The sequence below is a fragment of the Acidimicrobiales bacterium genome, assembly GCA_034521975.1.
In the GTDB taxonomy this organism is placed as follows: Bacteria; Actinomycetota; Acidimicrobiia; order Acidimicrobiales; family SKKL01; genus SKKL01.
Genome location: JAXHLR010000004.1, coordinates 26411 through 41463, shown reverse-complemented (window position 1 = coordinate 41463; position 15053 = coordinate 26411). Strand labels below are relative to the sequence as shown.

Here is a 15053-nt window from a genome sequence, read left to right as displayed (position 1 = left end):
CTCCCAGATCACGACTCCAGCAATCGTCTCCACCAGGTGAGGGCAGGTCACGATGTCGTTGTACAAGCGACTCCACGAACAACAGGGCGGAAGCGCACCGGCAACCGGGATCTCGGCGGCGCGCCGCGATCCGGTGCTCGACGAGCTCCGCCAGCGGATCCACCACCATCTCATCGACGAGCTGGGCCCGATCCTCTACGACAAGCGGCTCAGCGAGGAGGACCTGCGGCGGCGGGTGCACGACCAGCTCCAGACCGCGCTGGCCCAGGAGCGCACGCCGCTCACCGCGGCCGACAAGGCCCAGCTCATCCAGGACGTCTCCGACGACATCCTCGGGTACGGGCCCATCGATCGCCTGCTCAAGGAGGAGGCGGTCACCGAGATCATGGTGAACGGCCCCGACAGCGTCTATGTCGAACGAACGGGCCGCATCGAGAAGGACTCGGCGTCGTTCGTCGACGAGACCCACCTGCGGCGCATCATCGACAAGATCGTCGGCCAGGTCGGTCGCCGCATCGACGAGTCGAACCCGATGGTCGACGCCCGGCTCCCCGACGGCTCACGGGTCAACGCGATCATCCACCCGCTGGCCATCGGCGGTCCGTACCTCACGATCCGCAAGTTCGCGACCGATCCGCTCCAGATCGACGACCTGATCCGCTTCGGCACGCTCAACGCCCAGTCGGCCCGGTTCCTGCAGGCCTGCGTGGTGGGGCGGCTCAACATCATCGTCTCGGGCGGTACCGGCACCGGCAAGACCACCACCTTGAACGTGTTGTCGTCGTTCATCCCCTCCGACGAGCGCATCGTCACCGTCGAGGACGCCAAGGAGCTCCAGCTCCACCAGGACCACGTGTTGTCGCTCGAGGCCCGCCCGCCCAACATCGAGGGCAGGGGACAGGTCACCATCCGCGACCTGGTCAAGAACTGCCTCCGGATGAGGCCCGACCGCATCGTGGTCGGCGAGTGCCGTGCCGGTGAGGCGCTCGACATGCTGCAGGCCATGAACACCGGCCACGACGGCTCGATCACCACGGTGCACTCCAACAGCCCCCGCGACACGCTGTCGCGCATCGAGACCATGACCCTCATGGCCGGGTTCGACCTGCCGATCCGGGCCATCCGCGAACAGATGGCCTCGGCGCTCGATCTGGTCGTGCATCTCTCCCGCCTGCGTGACGGCACCCGCCGCATCACCCACATCACCGAGGTGCAGGGCATGGAGGGCGACGTGATCACCCTCCAGGACATCTTCTTGTTCGACTACCACATGGGCGTCGACGAGCACGGCCGGTTCCGTGGCCACCTCAAGGCCACGGGTGTGCGCCCCAAGTTCGCCGAGAAGCTCTCCGATCTGGGCATCCGCATGGGTGCCGAGGTGTTCCAGCCCGAACCCACCGGACGCAAGGCGGTCGAACGTTGAGACGACGCCTGGCGGGGTTCGTCGTCCTCACCCTCGTCTCGGTCCTGTTGGGCGGCTCGCTGGCCGCCGCCCAGGACAACGGCGACAATGGCGACGACGGTGCCGACGAGGCGCTGCAGTACCTCAGCGTGCAGTCGGTCGACGCACGCGAGCCGGGCACGATCGACCTCCTGGTCGGCTACAGCGGTCCCGCGTCGGCGGTCGAATCCGCCACCATCGTCGAGAACGGCACCGAGGTCAGCCCGTCCGAGGTCGCGCCGGTGCCCGGCAGCGACACCCTGGTGGTGCTGGCCATCGACACCTCTGAGGCCATGGAGCCCGGCGATGCCCTCACCCGCACCAAGCGGGCGCTCGAGGACGTCATCGCCGACCGCCCCGAGGGCCAGCGGATGGGCATCGTCTCCTTGGGCGGCGGCGCCCGGGTGGTGCAGCGGCCCACCAGCGACACCGAAGCCCTGCTTGGCGCCCTCGACGCGCTGGTGTTGTCCTCGGGTTCTCCGTCGACCACCTCGGGCATCGACGCCGCCGCCCGCATGATCGACAGCGAGGGCGAGCTGGCGTCGCACCTCGTGATGGTCGTCGCCGGCTCCAACAGCGGCGGCGTCACGGGGTCCCGTGCCCGCGGAGCCATGACCACCACGGGTGCAGCCAGCTGGGTGGTCGCCCTCGAGGATCGGGGCGCCGGTGCCGACGAGGGGTTCCTGCGGTCGGTGGTCGGCGCCACCGGCGGCACCTACACCGGCACGGTCAACCTCGACGCGGTGCCCGGCTACCTCGACGACTACGCCCAACAGGTCGAGCGCCACTACCTGGTCTCCTATCCCTCCACCACCTCGGGTCCGATCGACCTCACCCTCCAGGTCGACGGCGAGTCGGTCGAGATCTCGTTCATCACCGGTTCGGTGGTGGCGGGAGCGACCGCACTCCAACCGGTCGAGCCCGAGCAGCCGGGCGGGGTGGACTTCCTGCGTGAGAACGGCAAGCTCATCGGCGTGTTCGCGGCGGTGGTGGCGGCGGTGCTCGCCGCCTTCGCCATCGGCATGTTGGTCCTGCCCGACCGCTCGTCGCTCGACACCGCCCTCGAGGTCTACACCGAGGGACCCGCGCTCTCCTCCGACGACGGCGATGACGACGGCTCGGGCTACGCCAAGACCGCGTTCATCCAGCGGGCGGTGGGTCTCACCGAGCAGTTCGCCGAGCGTCGGGGGTTCCTGGCCAAGACCGAGGCGACCCTCGAACGTTCCGACCTTCCGTTGCGCGCCGCGGAGGCCATGTTCTTCTACGCCGCGGGCGTCGTGCTCCTCGCCGGCCTGGCCTTCGCCCTCACCGGCGGCAACATCCTCGGTGCCCTGGTCGTGACGGCGCTGGTCGGGCTGCTGCCGCCGGCGATCATCACCTTCGTCGCCGGGCGCCGCCAGAAGAAGTTCGAGGGGTTGCTGCCCGACACCCTCCAGCTCCTGGCCGGCACGCTGCGGGCCGGCTACTCGCTCATGCAGGGTGTCGAGGCGGTGTCGCGCGAGGTGGGCGAGCCGATGGGCAAGGAGCTGCGGCGCATCATCACCGAAGCCCGGCTCGGCCGTCCCCTCGAGGAGTCGATGGAGGCCTCGGCCACCCGCATGGACAGCGCCGACTTCGCCTGGGCGGTCATGGCCATCCGCATCCAGCGCGAGGTCGGCGGCAACCTGGCCGAGCTGCTGGTCACCGTCGCCGACACCATGACCCAGCGCGAGCGCCTCCGGCGCGACGTCAACGCGCTCACCGCCGAGGGCCGGGTCAGCGCCTTCGTGCTCGGGCTTCTCCCGGTGGGGCTCGGGGTGGTGCTCTACCTGGGCAACCCCGACTACATGGGTGTGCTGTTCGAGGAGACGATCGGCCAGATGATGCTCGGCGGTTCGATCGTCTTGGCGCTGATCGGGTTCGTCTGGATGAAGAAGGTGATCGACGTTGATGTCTGACCTTCCCCTCGAGCTGCTGGTCGGCGGCCTCGGCCTCGGCATCGGTCTGCTCATCTTCTTCATCGGCTCCCGGGTCGAGGACAAGTCGGTGGTGCGCGAGTCGCTGCGGGCGCTCGACGGCTACGAGGTCGAGAACGTCCGCGACCAGGAGCTGTTGGCTCCCCTCGCCGATCGTGCCTTCAAGCCGATCCTCGCCGGGCTCACCGGGCTCGGGCAGCGCTTCACCCCGGTCGGCTACGTCGAGGGAGCCAAGAGGAAGCTTGTCCAGGCCGGCTACCGGAGCCCCGACTCGGCCGACCGATTCCTCGCCGTCCGGGTCGTCACCGTGGTGGCGGCGCCTGTCGCCGCGCTGGCGTTCTACCTCGTCAACCCGCTCGACTGGGAGGGGCTGTTCCTCTTCGCCACGCTCGGGCTCATCCTCTTCGCGTTCATCGCCGGTCCCGACGCGATCCTCAACCGCAAGGTCGAAGAGCGCCAGTACCAGCTACGCCGCACGCTCCCCGACGTCATGGATCTTCTGGTCATCAGCGTCGAGGCCGGTCTGGGCTTCGAGCAGGCCATCGACCGGGTGGTCACCGCCGTGCCGGGTGCGCTGTCCGACGAGTTCACCCGGATGCTCGGCGAGGTCCGGGCCGGCGCCACTCGTGCCGATGCCATGCGGGCCATGGAGAAGCGCACCGACATCCCCGAGATGCGCTCCTTCGTGCTCTCGATCCTCCAGGCCGACACCTTCGGCGTGTCCATCGGCCGGGTCCTTCGATCCCAGGCCGACGAGATGCGCATCAAGCGCCGTCAGCTGGCCCAGGAGCGGGCCCAGAAGGCCCCAGTCAAGATGATGGTGCCCATGGTGTTCTGCATCTTCCCGGCGTTGTTCGTGGTGGTGCTCGGCCCCGCCGCCATCAACATCAGCCGCTCGTTCTGAGGGCATGACGCGCCGCAGCCCGCCCCTGGGGCGGGCTGCGCACATCTAGCCGGCGTCAACTGGCCTGGAAGGATGCGATCAGTCTCACGCGTCGCTGAGCTGGGTGGCGTCGTCCTCGATGCGTTCGTCGAGGGAGGTGCCCAGCACCTGCAGGGCGCCGACGCAGACGACGGCGATGAGGGCGAGCAGGAGGGCGTACTCGACGAGCGACGCTCCCCGGTCCCGCCACGTCCTGGCCGGTGGATGCTCGCCTGCCGCCTGCGTGAGACCGTTCGTCTTGCGCTTGTTCGTTTCGTGGCTCATGTGGAACCTCTCCTTGCCGGAGAACGAAGAAGGGGGAGCGGGCCAGAGGCCTGCTCCCCCTTCCTCATCGCGTCCGGGGTAACGGATCAGGCGCCGGAGATGGCCGACTCGACGCTCTCGAACTTCTCGCTGGCGGCGGTGCCCAGCAGGGTGATGGCGGCGATGCACACCACGGCGATGAGGGCCACGAGGAGGGCGTACTCGACCAGCGACGCACCACGCTCGCTGTCGGCGAAGCGGGCCTGAAGCCAGGTCTTGAGGTAGTTGAACTGCAGCATGGGGTTGGACTCCCTTTGGTTGGTTTGCCGGCCCCATGGACTGGGACCACTTCCTGTCCCTCTCACTATCGGCGTGGGCGTCCAGGTTCTGAATAGTGCGTTCGACCCATTTGGCGCGACCGGGTGTGCCAAGTGTCTCAGTCGAGGCTCACGATGCCCATGCGGACCGCCTGCAGCACCGCCTGGGTGCGGTCGCGGGCGTCGAGCTTCTGGTAGATCGACGCCAGGTGGTTCTTCACCGTCTTCTGGCTGATGTAGAGGCGTTCTGCCACCTCGGGGGTCGAGCACCCGTCGGCGATGAGCTGGAGAACCTCTTCCTCGCGCTTGGTGACGACTCGATCCTCCTCGGCCTGTTCGGGCGGGTCGAGCTTGCGCACCTCGTTGAGCATCGAAGCGGCGAGGGCGGGGGAGAGGGTGGTGTCGCCGGAGATCGCGGCCCGGATGGCGTCGGCGATCTCCTCGGTGGAGCAGTCCTTGACGAGGTAGCCGCTGGCCCCGGAGCGGATGGCGGCGGCCAGCACCTCCTGGTCGGCGTGCATGGTGAGCATGATCACCCGGATGGCCGGGTTGGCGGCCTTGACCAGCCGGGTGGCCTCCACCCCGTCGAGCTCGGGCATGGTGACGTCCATGAGGATCACGTCGGGGTTCAGCTCGCCGGCCAGGTCGACCGCTTCGGCGCCGTCGGCGGCTTCTCCGACGACGTCGAACCCGTGCTCGGTCATCGACCGCCGCAGGCCCTCGCGGAGCATTCGGTGATCGTCGGCCAGCATCAATCGGATGCTCACACGTTCTCCCATCGTCGAGTCGGTCATGACTGGGCGAGATAGCAGCGCACCCTCGTACCCTTGCCCGGCTCTGAGAGCACGTCGAGGGTGGCTCCGATGCTCGCGGCGCGTTCTCGCATCCCCATGATTCCATAGGAGTCGAGGCGTCCGGCGGTTCCCACCGGAAAGCCCTGTCCGTCGTCGGCGACCTCGAGGGCGGCGGCGCTGCCGTTGCAGCGCCACAGGACCCGTACGCGGGTGGCCTTGGCGTGCTTCTCCACGTTGGCCAGGGCTTCCTGGGCGATCCGCCACATCTCGCGCTCCTGCAGGATCGGGAGCCGTTCGCCCCGGTCGGCGTAGAGGGTGATGTCGAGCCCGGTGCGGTCGATGACCCGCTGGATGAACTGGTCGAGGGTGTCGGCCATGTCCTGCACCTCGGAGACGTCGGTGCGCAGGTCATAGAGCGTGTCGCGCACCTCGCCGATCACGCCCCGCACGTCCTCGCGCAGCTGCAGCAGCGACGGGGCGACGTCGTTGCCCTTGTCGTTGGCCGACACGATGCGGTCGAGCTCGAAGGCGAGGTAGGCCAGGGACTGCCCGATCCGGTCGTGCAGCTCCCGGGCGATTCGTGTCCGTTCCTCGTCGGCGCCGACGGTGCGCAGGCGTCCGAACCAGCGGGCGTTGTCGATGGCGAGGGCGACGGGTTCGACGAAGCCGTTCACCAGCTCGACGTCGCGGCGGGTGAAGTGCTGGTCGGACCGGTGTTCCAGCACGAGGAGCCCGATCAGCGAGGAGCGGGCGATCAGCGGGGCGTAGATCCCCGAGCCCATCGACGGGGCGAGCCCGGGGCTCGATGGCACCAGCTCGTTCTGGATGACCAGTTCGGGCCGTTCGGTGACCGAGCGCAGCACCGGTGGAAGGTCGTCGGAGCTGAGATGTTCCTTGAGGCGCAGGCCCTCGCGGCGGGCGACCGACCAGGTGTCGTCGGTGTCGTCGGCCAGCAGGATGGCCAGCGCGTCGAAGTCGATGAGGCCACGGAGGCGCTGCACGGTGGAGTCGAGCACCTCGTCGTAGTCGAGCGAGGCGGGAAGCGTCTGTGCCACCCGATGGAGCGAGAACAGCAGGGCGTTGGCGTCGGCGAGGCGACCGAGGCGGTCGAGCGCCAGGGTGTGCTGGCGGTCGGCCTCGCCGGAGATGCGCCGGGCGTAGCCGGCGATCAGCCCCACCATGAGCAGGATCACGGTCCACTGCAGGGCGATGGCACCGTCGGTCTGGAAGGCGTACTCGGGCCGCTGGGTGTCGGGGAGCCCGATGGCCAGGGCGGCGACGGCGCCGATGCGGATGGCGAAGCCGAAGCCCCGCGCGAAGCCGGCGACCATCACCGCGCTCACCAGGCTGACGACCAGCGGTGAGCTCCAGAACCCGCTGGCGGCGACCGCGAGGGTGAACAGCGCGACCTCGCCGAGGACGGCGAGCAGGCTCGCGGTGTCGCCCAGGTAGCGGATCGGACTGACGGTGCGCAGTGCGGTGTAGGTGAGCACCACCACCGTTGCGATCACCACCGCCAGGTCGTTGTCGGCGAAGCTCGGGTAGGCGAGCGCGAGGCAGACCATGGTGGTCGCCCAGCGGATGGCCAGGATGGCGGAGGAGAAGGGAGCGAGGCGGTCGACGTCTCCGCCCAGGGCCGAGGCGCTGATCAGGGGGACGTTGTCGTCGATGCCGCCGGCGTTGCGCAGACGGGCGGTGGTCAGGCGTGCGCGCCCACGTCGAGGAGCGTCGTCCTCGATCGGGTCGGTTTGGCTGGCGTCGGGGTCGTCCACGTCGTGGTTGGTCACCGTCATAGGGTCGTCCTTGCGGACCCGTCGCTGAGGGGTCCGTCCACCCCTTAGGATCGGCACGCGTCAAGCCGACTTGAAGATCCGGGGTGTGCACACACGGCTGCTAGTTTCGCACGCTGATGATCGTCGTCGGGTTGACCGGAGGGATCGGGAGCGGGAAGTCGTCGGTCGCGGCCCGCTTGGCCGAGCGTGGAGCGGTGGTGATCGACGCCGACGCCATCGTCCGCGAGCTGCAGGAGCCGGGCCTGCCGGTCTTCGAGGCGATGGTCGAGCACTTCGGCACCGAGGTGGTCGGATCCGACGGCCGGCTCGACCGCCAGGCCGTCGCCGATCGCGTGTTCAACGACCCTGACGCGCTGAAGGAGCTCAACGCCATCACCCATCCCCCGGTGCAGGAGGAGATGGCTCGTCGCATGGCCGATGCGGCCAGCAGCGGCGAGATCGTGGTCATGGACATCCCGCTGCTCACCGAACGGCGCGAGGGCATGGGTCAGGTCATCGTGGTCGACACGCCGGTCGATGTGGCGGTCGAACGTCTGGTGACCCAGCGGGGGCTGTCCGAGGCCGACGCCAGGGCCCGCATCGCCAACCAGATCCCGCGCGACGAGCGGTTGGCGCTGGCCGACTTCGTGATCGACAACGGTGGCGACCTCGATCAGCTCGACCGCGAGGTCGATCGCTGCTGGGACTGGTTGCGCAGCCTGCAGGAGGCCGACGCGGCCACCTGAGTGTCGGTGGGCCTCGGTACGATCGGGCCGTGGCCGAGTTCAAGATGGTGTCGGACTTCCAACCGGCGGGCGACCAACCCAAGGCCATCGCCGCGCTCGCCGAGGGGCTCGATACCGGTCAACGGTTCCAGACCCTGCTCGGCATCACCGGCAGCGGCAAGAGCGCCACCATCGCCTGGACCATCGAGGCGGTCCAGCGGCCCACGTTGGTCATCGCCCCCAACAAGTCGCTGGCCGCCCAGTTGGCGAGCGAGTTCCGCGAGTTCTTCCCCGACAACCGGGTCGAGTACTTCGTCAGCTACTACGACTACTACCAGCCCGAGGCCTACATGCCCTCGAGCGACACCTACATCGAGAAGGACTCGTCGGTCAACGACGAGATCGACCGTCTGCGCCACTCGGCCACCTCGGCCCTGCTCACCCGGCGCGACGTCATCGTCGTGGCCTCGGTGTCGTGCATCTACGGCCTCGGCTCGCCCGAGGAGTACCGCGACAAGCTGCTGTTCGTGCAGGTGGGCGAGGAGCACGACCAGCGGGCGATCCTGCGCCGGCTGGTCGACATGAACTACGAGCGCAACGACATGAACCTGGTCCGGGGCAAGTTCCGGGTCCGGGGCGACACCATCGAGATCCACCCCGCCTACGAGGAGACCGCGGTCCGCGTCGAGCTCTTCGGCGACGAGGTCGAGGCCATCACCGTCGTCGACCCTCTCACCGGCGAACGGGTCTCGTCCCAGAACGAGCTGGTGGTGTTCCCCGCCACCCACTACGTGGCCGGCGAAGAGCGGATGCAGGCGGCCATCGGCCGCATCGAGGCCGAGCTGCAGGACCAGCTCGCCACCTTCGAGCGCGAGGGCAAGCTGCTCGAGGCCCAGCGCCTGCGGATGCGCACCCAGTACGACCTCGAGATGATGCAGGAGATGGGGTTCTGCAACGGCATCGAGAACTACTCGGCGCCCATCGACGGCCGCCGGCCCGGCGAGCCGCCCCACACCCTGCTCGACTTCTTCCCCGACGACTTCGTGGTGGTCCTCGACGAGAGTCACGTGAGCGTCCCCCAGCTCCACGGCCAGTACGAGGGCGACCGTTCGCGCAAGGCCACCCTCATCGAGCACGGCTTCCGCCTCCCGTCCGCGGCCGACAACCGCCCCCTGCGGTTCGAGGAGTTCATGGAGCGGATCGGCCAGTGCGTCTTCTTGTCGGCCACGCCCGGCGCCTACGAGCTCGAGCACTCCAGCCAGGTGGTCGAACAGATCGTGCGCCCCACCGGCCTGGTCGACCCCGAGGTGGTGGTCAAGCCCACCAAGGGCCAGATCGACGACCTGATGGAGTCCATCCACCGCACCGTCGCCGACGGCGGGCGGGTGCTGGTCACCACCCTCACCAAGAAGATGGCCGAAGATCTCACCGACTACCTGCTCGAGCTGGGGGTCCGGGTGCGCTACCTGCACAGCGAGGTCGACACCATCGCCCGCATCGAGATCCTGCGCGACCTGCGCCTCGGCGAGTTCGACGTGCTGGTGGGCATCAACCTGTTGCGCGAGGGCCTCGACCTGCCCGAGGTGTCGCTGGTGGCCATCCTCGACGCCGACAAGGAGGGGTTCCTCCGCAGCGAGACGTCGCTCATCCAGACCATCGGCCGGGCGGCCCGCAACGTCGACGGCAGGGTGGTCATGTACGCCGACACCGTCACCAACTCCATGCAGCGGGCCCTCTCCGAGACCAACCGGCGCCGTGGCGTGCAACAGGCCTACAACGCCGAGCACGGCATCGATCCCCAGACCATCCGCAAGGCGGTCACCGACATCCTCGCCTACCTCCGGCCGGCCGAGGGCGCCCCGCTGCCGGACAAGGATCGTCGCAAGCGCCGGCCGGGCGAGGCCGAGAAGGTCCGGTCCGAGCTCGGCGACCTGCCCCACGAGGAGCTCGAGCGTCTCATCCGCACCCTGGAAGACGAGATGCACGAAGCCTCGGCCGATCTGCGGTTCGAGTACGCCGCCCGCCTCCGCGACGAGATCAAGGAGCTCAAGCGCGAGCTGCGCGAGGTGGTCTGAGTCCCGGGTTCAGCGCTCCCGCTGCAGGACCCACAGGTCGAGCTCGGTTCGGATCTGGGGGAGCTCGTTGGGGCCCGACGCGGTCCACTCCGAGTCGGCCGACGAACGCGGCGGCACCTCGTCGTCGGCGGATATCACCACCAGCACCCGGTCGGTCGCCGCGTCCGCCGGTCGATGACGCTCGAGCAGCTCGGGAAGATCGTTCGATCGGCGCGCGAGCCCAGCGCGTAGTCCGCGTCGTCGAGCTGGCCGGTGTCGAAGCGGGGCAGCCAGGCTTGGGTGGTGGCGATCACCGTGTCGCCGTCGACCTGCGAGATCGATGGCCTCGACCAGGCTCGTCGGCCGAGGCGCGGGCGTCGTGCTGGACCCCGAGCGCCACCACGGCGATCACCAGCACCGAGCCGCACGCGGCGGCGCCGACCAGTGCGGGCGCGAGCCGGATCGACAGGCGATCGCAGCGCATCGGTCCAGCCGAGTGCCGGCGAGCACGGCGACCAGCGGGAGCAGCGTGCTGAAGAACCGGCCGCCCCAGTTCCAGCCGGACTCGTACTGGGTGGCCAGCACCGCGAGCGCGATGACCGTGGAGGTGATCGCCAGGAAGCGGTACGGCCCGGTGCTCGCCCGCGCTCGTGGGCACCAGGAAGAGGCCCGCGACCAGGACCGGGGCCGCGAGCAGCAGGCCCGGGACCATCGCGCACCACCTCGGTGTCGATCGCCAGGCGCAGCGGCCGCGGATCCGCTCGCCAGCGCCAGTCCGACCACGAGCGTCCATGGATCGTCGCCGGCCACGGAGCAGCGCGGCGCCGACGAGCACCAGCGACCAGTCCGGCAAGTGCGAGTGAGGTTCAGGATCGCGCTGTCGTCGAAGCTCGGCAGCAGCAGGCTGTGGCGTGTCGCGAGCATCCGACCGACCAGCAGCGACGGACCGTCGCCTCGCAGCGCGGGGACGTTCGGTGCCGTCGAGCGAGCCGTAGGCCCAGCTCATCAGGAGCCGCTCGATGCCGGTGCCCAGCACGGCGCCGAGCCCGCGCACCGCCCCGAGTGCGAGGTCCGAGCGGTCGTCGTGACGCAGTCGCGCGCCAGAGGCTCCAGCAGCAGCAATGCCCGCGGCGAGGAAGACCGTCTCGCGCCGGATGAGGCAGCGCGATCGCGATCAGTAGTGCCGACCGCCGCGCCGCGGGACCGAGCTTCGCGTCGCCAGCTCGTCCATCGACGAGCGGGCGACGAGGTACACGGCCGCGGCGACGGCGGCTGACCCCGTAGGGGTGGCCCTGCAGCACGTAGGCGTGGAACAGCAGCGGCGTGCCGATGCCGCAGAGCCACAGCGCCGGGAGGGCAGCCCGGGAGTCGACGAGGCGGGCGGTCAGCCCGGCGAACAGCGAGGTCGCACGCGCGATCCCGAGGCCGGCCAGCGCCTATCGCGAGCCCAGATCCCGCCGAGCCCGACCAGAACCGACGTGCAGAGCGACATACGCGGGGCGCGACGCGTACGGGAGCCATCTCGCCGTCGGCGTAGCGGCCCCGTCCCAGCGGCACGAACTCGCCGTCGGGGTCGAGCGTCGCTCGAGCGGGTAGGGCGTGCGACCACGCTCCGCTGCTCGTCGACGAGCTCGACCAGCAGCGTCGAGCGCGCCGCCGTCGGGGTTGAGTGGCGCCCGGTCGATCCCGATCAATGGCATGCCGCGAGCACCAGCCAGGAGCCGCCGCATGCCGAGCAGGCGCCGGCGTGGTGGGCGAGGCGGAGGAGTGTCGGTCGCTGGACCAGTGGCGGAGCGGTCGTCGATGTGTCGGGACCTGCACTCCTCATCGGATCGAACCGGCCGAACTTCATCAAACAGGTGTTCGATGGGTTGCCGTGCGCGCTAGCCTTGGGCTGTGTCCAACTCGATCGTCATCCGCGGGGCGCGCGAGCACAACCTCCGCAACGTGTCCATCGACCTGCCCCGCGACAAGCTCATCGTCTTCACCGGCTTGTCGGGGTCGGGCAAGTCGTCGCTCGCCTTCGACACCATCTACGCCGAGGGCCAGCGCCGCTACGTCGAGTCGCTGTCGTCCTATGCCCGGCAGTTCCTCGGCCAGATGGACAAGCCCGACGTCGACTTCATCGAGGGCTTGTCGCCGGCGATCTCCATCGACCAGAAGAGCGCGTCGCGCAACCCCCGGTCGACGGTGGGCACCATCACCGAGGTCTACGACTACCTGCGCCTGCTGTTCGCTCGAGTCGGCATCCCGCACTGCCCGAATGATGGCACGGTCATCAAGCGCCAGACCCCGCAACAGATCGTCGACCGCGTGCTCGAGCTGCCCGAGGGCACCCGGTTCCAGGTGCTGGCGCCGGTGGTGCGGGGCCGCAAGGGCACCTACGAGACCCTGCTCGAGGACCTCTCGACCCAGGGGTTCGCCCGGGCCCGCATCGACGGCGAGGTGCACGAGCTCACCGACAAGGTCGACCTGGCCCGCTACGAGCAGCACACCATCGAGGTCGTGGTCGACCGGTTGGTGCTGCGCGAGGGCATCGAGCGCCGCCTGACCGATTCTCTCGAGACGGCGCTGCGGCTGGCCGAAGGCGTCGCCGAGGTCCAGATCGTGCCCCGCGAGGGCGAAGGCGACCAGGAGTCGCTCACCTTCAGCCAGCACCTGGCCTGTCCCACCTGCGGGGCCAGCTTCGACGAGCTGGCGCCGCGGAACTTCTCGTTCAACTCGCCCTACGGCGCCTGCCCGCACTGCGACGGGTTGGGCACCCGCTTCGAGGTCGACCCCGAGCTGGTGGTCCCCAACCCCGACGCCAGCCTCGAAGAGGGTGCGCTCGCCCCCTTCGGCGGTGGTCGCACCCCGTACTTCAAGCGCCTGGTCGAATCGGTGGCCGCCGAGAACGATGTCCCCACCGATGTGGCGTGGGCCGAGCTCACCAAGGCCCAGCGCAAGGTCATGCTCTATGGCACGCCGGGCCGGGTGCAGGTCACCTACAAGAACCGCTACGGGCGCACCCGCAGCTACCAGGCCCGCTACGAGGGCGCGGTGCCATACCTGCAGCGCCGCCACTCCGAGGCCGAGTCCGACACCGCCCGCGAGCAGATCGAGGGCTACATGCGCGAGGTCCCGTGCCCCGAGTGCGACGGGGCCCGGCTCAAGCCCCTGTCGCTGTCGGTCCGGGTCAACGGCTACAACCTGCACGAGCTGTCCACCATGTCGATCCGCGATGCGGCCGAGGTGCTCGCGGGGCTCGACCTGTCCGAGCGCGACCGCATCATCGCCGAGCGGGTCATCAAAGAGGTCAACTCCCGCATGGGGTTCCTCCTCGACGTCGGCCTCGACTACCTGTCGCTGCACCGGTCGGCGGCCACCCTCGCCGGCGGCGAGGCCCAGCGCATCCGCCTGGCGTCACAGATCGGCAGCGGCCTGGTCGGGGTGCTCTACGTGCTCGACGAGCCCTCCATCGGGCTGCACCAGCGCGACAACCACCGGCTGCTCGAGACCCTCGAGCGCCTCCGAGACCTCGGCAACACGGTGCTGGTGGTCGAACACGACGAGGACACCATCCGCGCCGCCGACCACATCGTCGACATCGGGCCCGGTGCCGGCGAGCACGGTGGTGGCATCGTCCACGCGGGAACGTTCAAGGGCCTGCTGCGCAACAAGGACTCGCTCACCGGCAAGTACCTGGGTGGCAAGAAGTCGATCCCGGTGCCCGAGATGCGTCGGCCGACCGGCGACCAGTGGGTGTCGGTCAAGGGGGCGCGCGAGCACAACCTGGCCAACATCGACGTCGACATCCCCCTCGGCTGCTTCGTCACCGTCACCGGCGTGTCGGGGTCGGGCAAGTCGACGCTCATCAACGAGATCCTCTACCGGGCGCTCATGCAGCGCATCTACAAGTCGAAGATGCCGCCGGGGCTGCACAAGGCGGTCACCGGCATCGAGCACCTCGACAAGGTCATCAACATCGACCAGTCGCCCATCGGGCGAACACCGCGGTCGAACCCCGCCACCTACACCGGCGTGTTCGACCACGTCCGCAAGCTGTTCGCCCAGACCCACGAGGCCAAGGTCCGCGGCTACCTGCCGGGCCGGTTCTCGTTCAACGTCAACGGGGGGCGCTGCGACGCCTGCTCGGGCGACGGCACCATCAAGATCGAGATGCACTTCCTGCCCGACGTGTTCGTGCCCTGCGAGGTGTGCAAGGGCGCCCGCTACAACCGCGACACCCTCGACATCACCTTCAAGGACAAGAACATCTCCGAGGTGCTCGACATGTCGTGCGAGGAGGCGCTCGGGTTCTTCTCCAACCAGCCGGCCATCACCCGCCACATGCAGACCATCGTCGACGTCGGCCTCGGCTACGTGCGGCTGGGCCAACCGGCCACCACCCTGTCGGGGGGCGAGGCCCAGCGGGTGAAGCTGGCCAGCGAGCTGGCCAAGCGCTCCACCGGCCACACCATCTACATCCTCGACGAGCCCACCACCGGCCTGCACTTCGAGGACATCCGCCGCCTGCTCACCGTGCTGGGCCGGCTGGTCGACCAGGGCAACACGGTGCTGGTCATCGAGCACAACCTCGATGTGGTCAAGACCGCCGACTGGATCATCGACCTCGGGCCCGAGGGCGGCAAGGGCGGCGGCAGCGTGGTGGTCGAGGGCACGCCCGAGCTGGTCGCCAAGACGCCCGAGAGCTACACCGGGCCAGTTCCTCGCTCCGATGCTCGGTGTGGAGGTCTGAACGCGCTCCGTGAGATCTGGTGGGCAGCTTCATTGCGGTGGTCCCCATGCCGATGATCAGAACATGACCCA

Annotated in this window: 13 protein-coding genes; 6 read left to right on the top strand and 7 right to left on the bottom strand. The window is 69.1% G+C overall.

Annotated elements, in window-relative coordinates; all coding sequences use genetic code 11:
- Nucleotides 1-52 precede the first annotated feature (52 nt).
- From U5K29_04560 to U5K29_04550, 3 genes are read left to right on the top strand one after another with little or no spacing between them, the layout of a single operon-like run.
- Complete coding sequence (locus U5K29_04560; protein MDZ7677801.1) at nucleotides 53-1423, top strand: CpaF family protein; 1371 nt, start codon at nucleotides 53-55, stop codon at nucleotides 1421-1423.
- Nucleotides 1420-3378, top strand: coding sequence for a type II secretion system F family protein (locus U5K29_04555; GenBank protein MDZ7677800.1), 1959 nt, complete (start codon nucleotides 1420-1422; stop codon nucleotides 3376-3378). The genes U5K29_04560 and U5K29_04555 overlap by 4 nt, the downstream gene beginning before the upstream one ends.
- A complete protein-coding gene (locus tag U5K29_04550; GenBank protein MDZ7677799.1) occupies nucleotides 3371-4300 on the top strand; it encodes a type II secretion system F family protein in 930 nt (309 codons plus the stop codon). The genes U5K29_04555 and U5K29_04550 overlap by 8 nt, the downstream gene beginning before the upstream one ends.
- An 84-nt stretch (nucleotides 4301-4384) precedes the next feature.
- Here U5K29_04550 and U5K29_04545 read toward each other — a convergent pair whose 3' ends face one another.
- The 4 genes from U5K29_04545 to U5K29_04530 all read right to left on the bottom strand — a co-directional run bounded on the left by U5K29_04545 (nucleotide 4385) and on the right by U5K29_04530 (nucleotide 7480).
- Nucleotides 4385-4603, bottom strand: a complete 219-nt coding sequence (locus tag U5K29_04545) for a Flp family type IVb pilin (GenBank protein MDZ7677798.1) — start codon at nucleotides 4601-4603, stop codon at nucleotides 4385-4387.
- 86 nt (nucleotides 4604-4689) lie between these two features.
- A complete protein-coding gene (locus tag U5K29_04540) occupies nucleotides 4690-4881 on the bottom strand; it encodes a Flp family type IVb pilin (GenBank protein ID MDZ7677797.1) in 192 nt (63 codons plus the stop codon).
- A 137-nt stretch (nucleotides 4882-5018) separates the two neighbouring features.
- Nucleotides 5019-5666, bottom strand: a complete 648-nt coding sequence (locus U5K29_04535) for a response regulator transcription factor (GenBank protein MDZ7677796.1) — start codon at nucleotides 5664-5666, stop codon at nucleotides 5019-5021.
- A 23-nt stretch (nucleotides 5667-5689) separates the two neighbouring features.
- Nucleotides 5690-7480 (bottom strand): GAF domain-containing sensor histidine kinase, encoded by a 1791-nt coding sequence (locus U5K29_04530; protein ID MDZ7677795.1) that lies wholly within the window; start codon nucleotides 7478-7480, stop codon nucleotides 5690-5692.
- 122 nt (nucleotides 7481-7602) lie between these two features.
- On the opposite strand from U5K29_04530, the gene coaE reads away from it, so the two are divergent.
- Both coaE and uvrB read left to right on the top strand, forming a co-directional pair.
- Nucleotides 7603-8211 (top strand): dephospho-CoA kinase, encoded by a 609-nt coding sequence (gene coaE / locus U5K29_04525; protein ID MDZ7677794.1) that lies wholly within the window; start codon nucleotides 7603-7605, stop codon nucleotides 8209-8211.
- A 29-nt stretch (nucleotides 8212-8240) separates the two neighbouring features.
- Nucleotides 8241-10265 (top strand): excinuclease ABC subunit UvrB, encoded by a 2025-nt coding sequence (uvrB, locus tag U5K29_04520; protein MDZ7677793.1) that lies wholly within the window; start codon nucleotides 8241-8243, stop codon nucleotides 10263-10265.
- A 9-nt stretch (nucleotides 10266-10274) separates the two neighbouring features.
- Here uvrB and U5K29_04515 read toward each other — a convergent pair whose 3' ends face one another.
- From U5K29_04515 to U5K29_04505, 3 genes are read right to left on the bottom strand one after another with little or no spacing between them, the layout of a single operon-like run.
- On the bottom strand, nucleotides 10275-10403 hold the full coding sequence (locus tag U5K29_04515; protein ID MDZ7677792.1) for a hypothetical protein: 129 nt from the start codon (nucleotides 10401-10403) through the stop codon (nucleotides 10275-10277).
- Nucleotides 10400-10558 (bottom strand): hypothetical protein, encoded by a 159-nt coding sequence (locus tag U5K29_04510; GenBank protein ID MDZ7677791.1) that lies wholly within the window; start codon nucleotides 10556-10558, stop codon nucleotides 10400-10402. Before U5K29_04510 ends, U5K29_04515 begins: the two co-directional genes overlap by 4 nt.
- A complete protein-coding gene (locus U5K29_04505; protein MDZ7677790.1) occupies nucleotides 10555-10728 on the bottom strand; it encodes a hypothetical protein in 174 nt (57 codons plus the stop codon). Before U5K29_04505 ends, U5K29_04510 begins: the two co-directional genes overlap by 4 nt.
- 1412 nt (nucleotides 10729-12140) lie before the next feature.
- Here U5K29_04505 and uvrA point away from each other — a divergent pair.
- On the top strand, nucleotides 12141-15038 hold the full coding sequence (gene uvrA / locus U5K29_04500; GenBank protein ID MDZ7677789.1) for an excinuclease ABC subunit UvrA: 2898 nt from the start codon (nucleotides 12141-12143) through the stop codon (nucleotides 15036-15038).
- Nucleotides 15039-15053 lie beyond the last annotated feature (15 nt).

What these genes read in the sequence shown, in the direction of transcription:
- U5K29_04560 (MDZ7677801.1), top strand. Translation starts at nt 53, where the DNA reads ATGTCGTTGTACAAGCGACTCCACGAACAACAGGGCGGAAGCGCACCG.
- U5K29_04550 (MDZ7677799.1), top strand. Translation starts at nt 3,371, where the DNA reads ATGTCTGACCTTCCCCTCGAGCTGCTGGTCGGCGGCCTCGGCCTCGGC.
- U5K29_04545 (MDZ7677798.1), bottom strand. Translation starts at nt 4,603, where the DNA reads ATGAGCCACGAAACGAACAAGCGCAAGACGAACGGTCTCACGCAGGCG.
- U5K29_04540 (MDZ7677797.1), bottom strand. Translation starts at nt 4,881, where the DNA reads ATGCTGCAGTTCAACTACCTCAAGACCTGGCTTCAGGCCCGCTTCGCC.
- coaE (MDZ7677794.1), top strand. Translation starts at nt 7,603, where the DNA reads ATGATCGTCGTCGGGTTGACCGGAGGGATCGGGAGCGGGAAGTCGTCG.
- U5K29_04505 (MDZ7677790.1), bottom strand. Translation starts at nt 10,728, where the DNA reads ATGCGCTGCGATCGCCTGTCGATCCGGCTCGCGCCCGCACTGGTCGGC.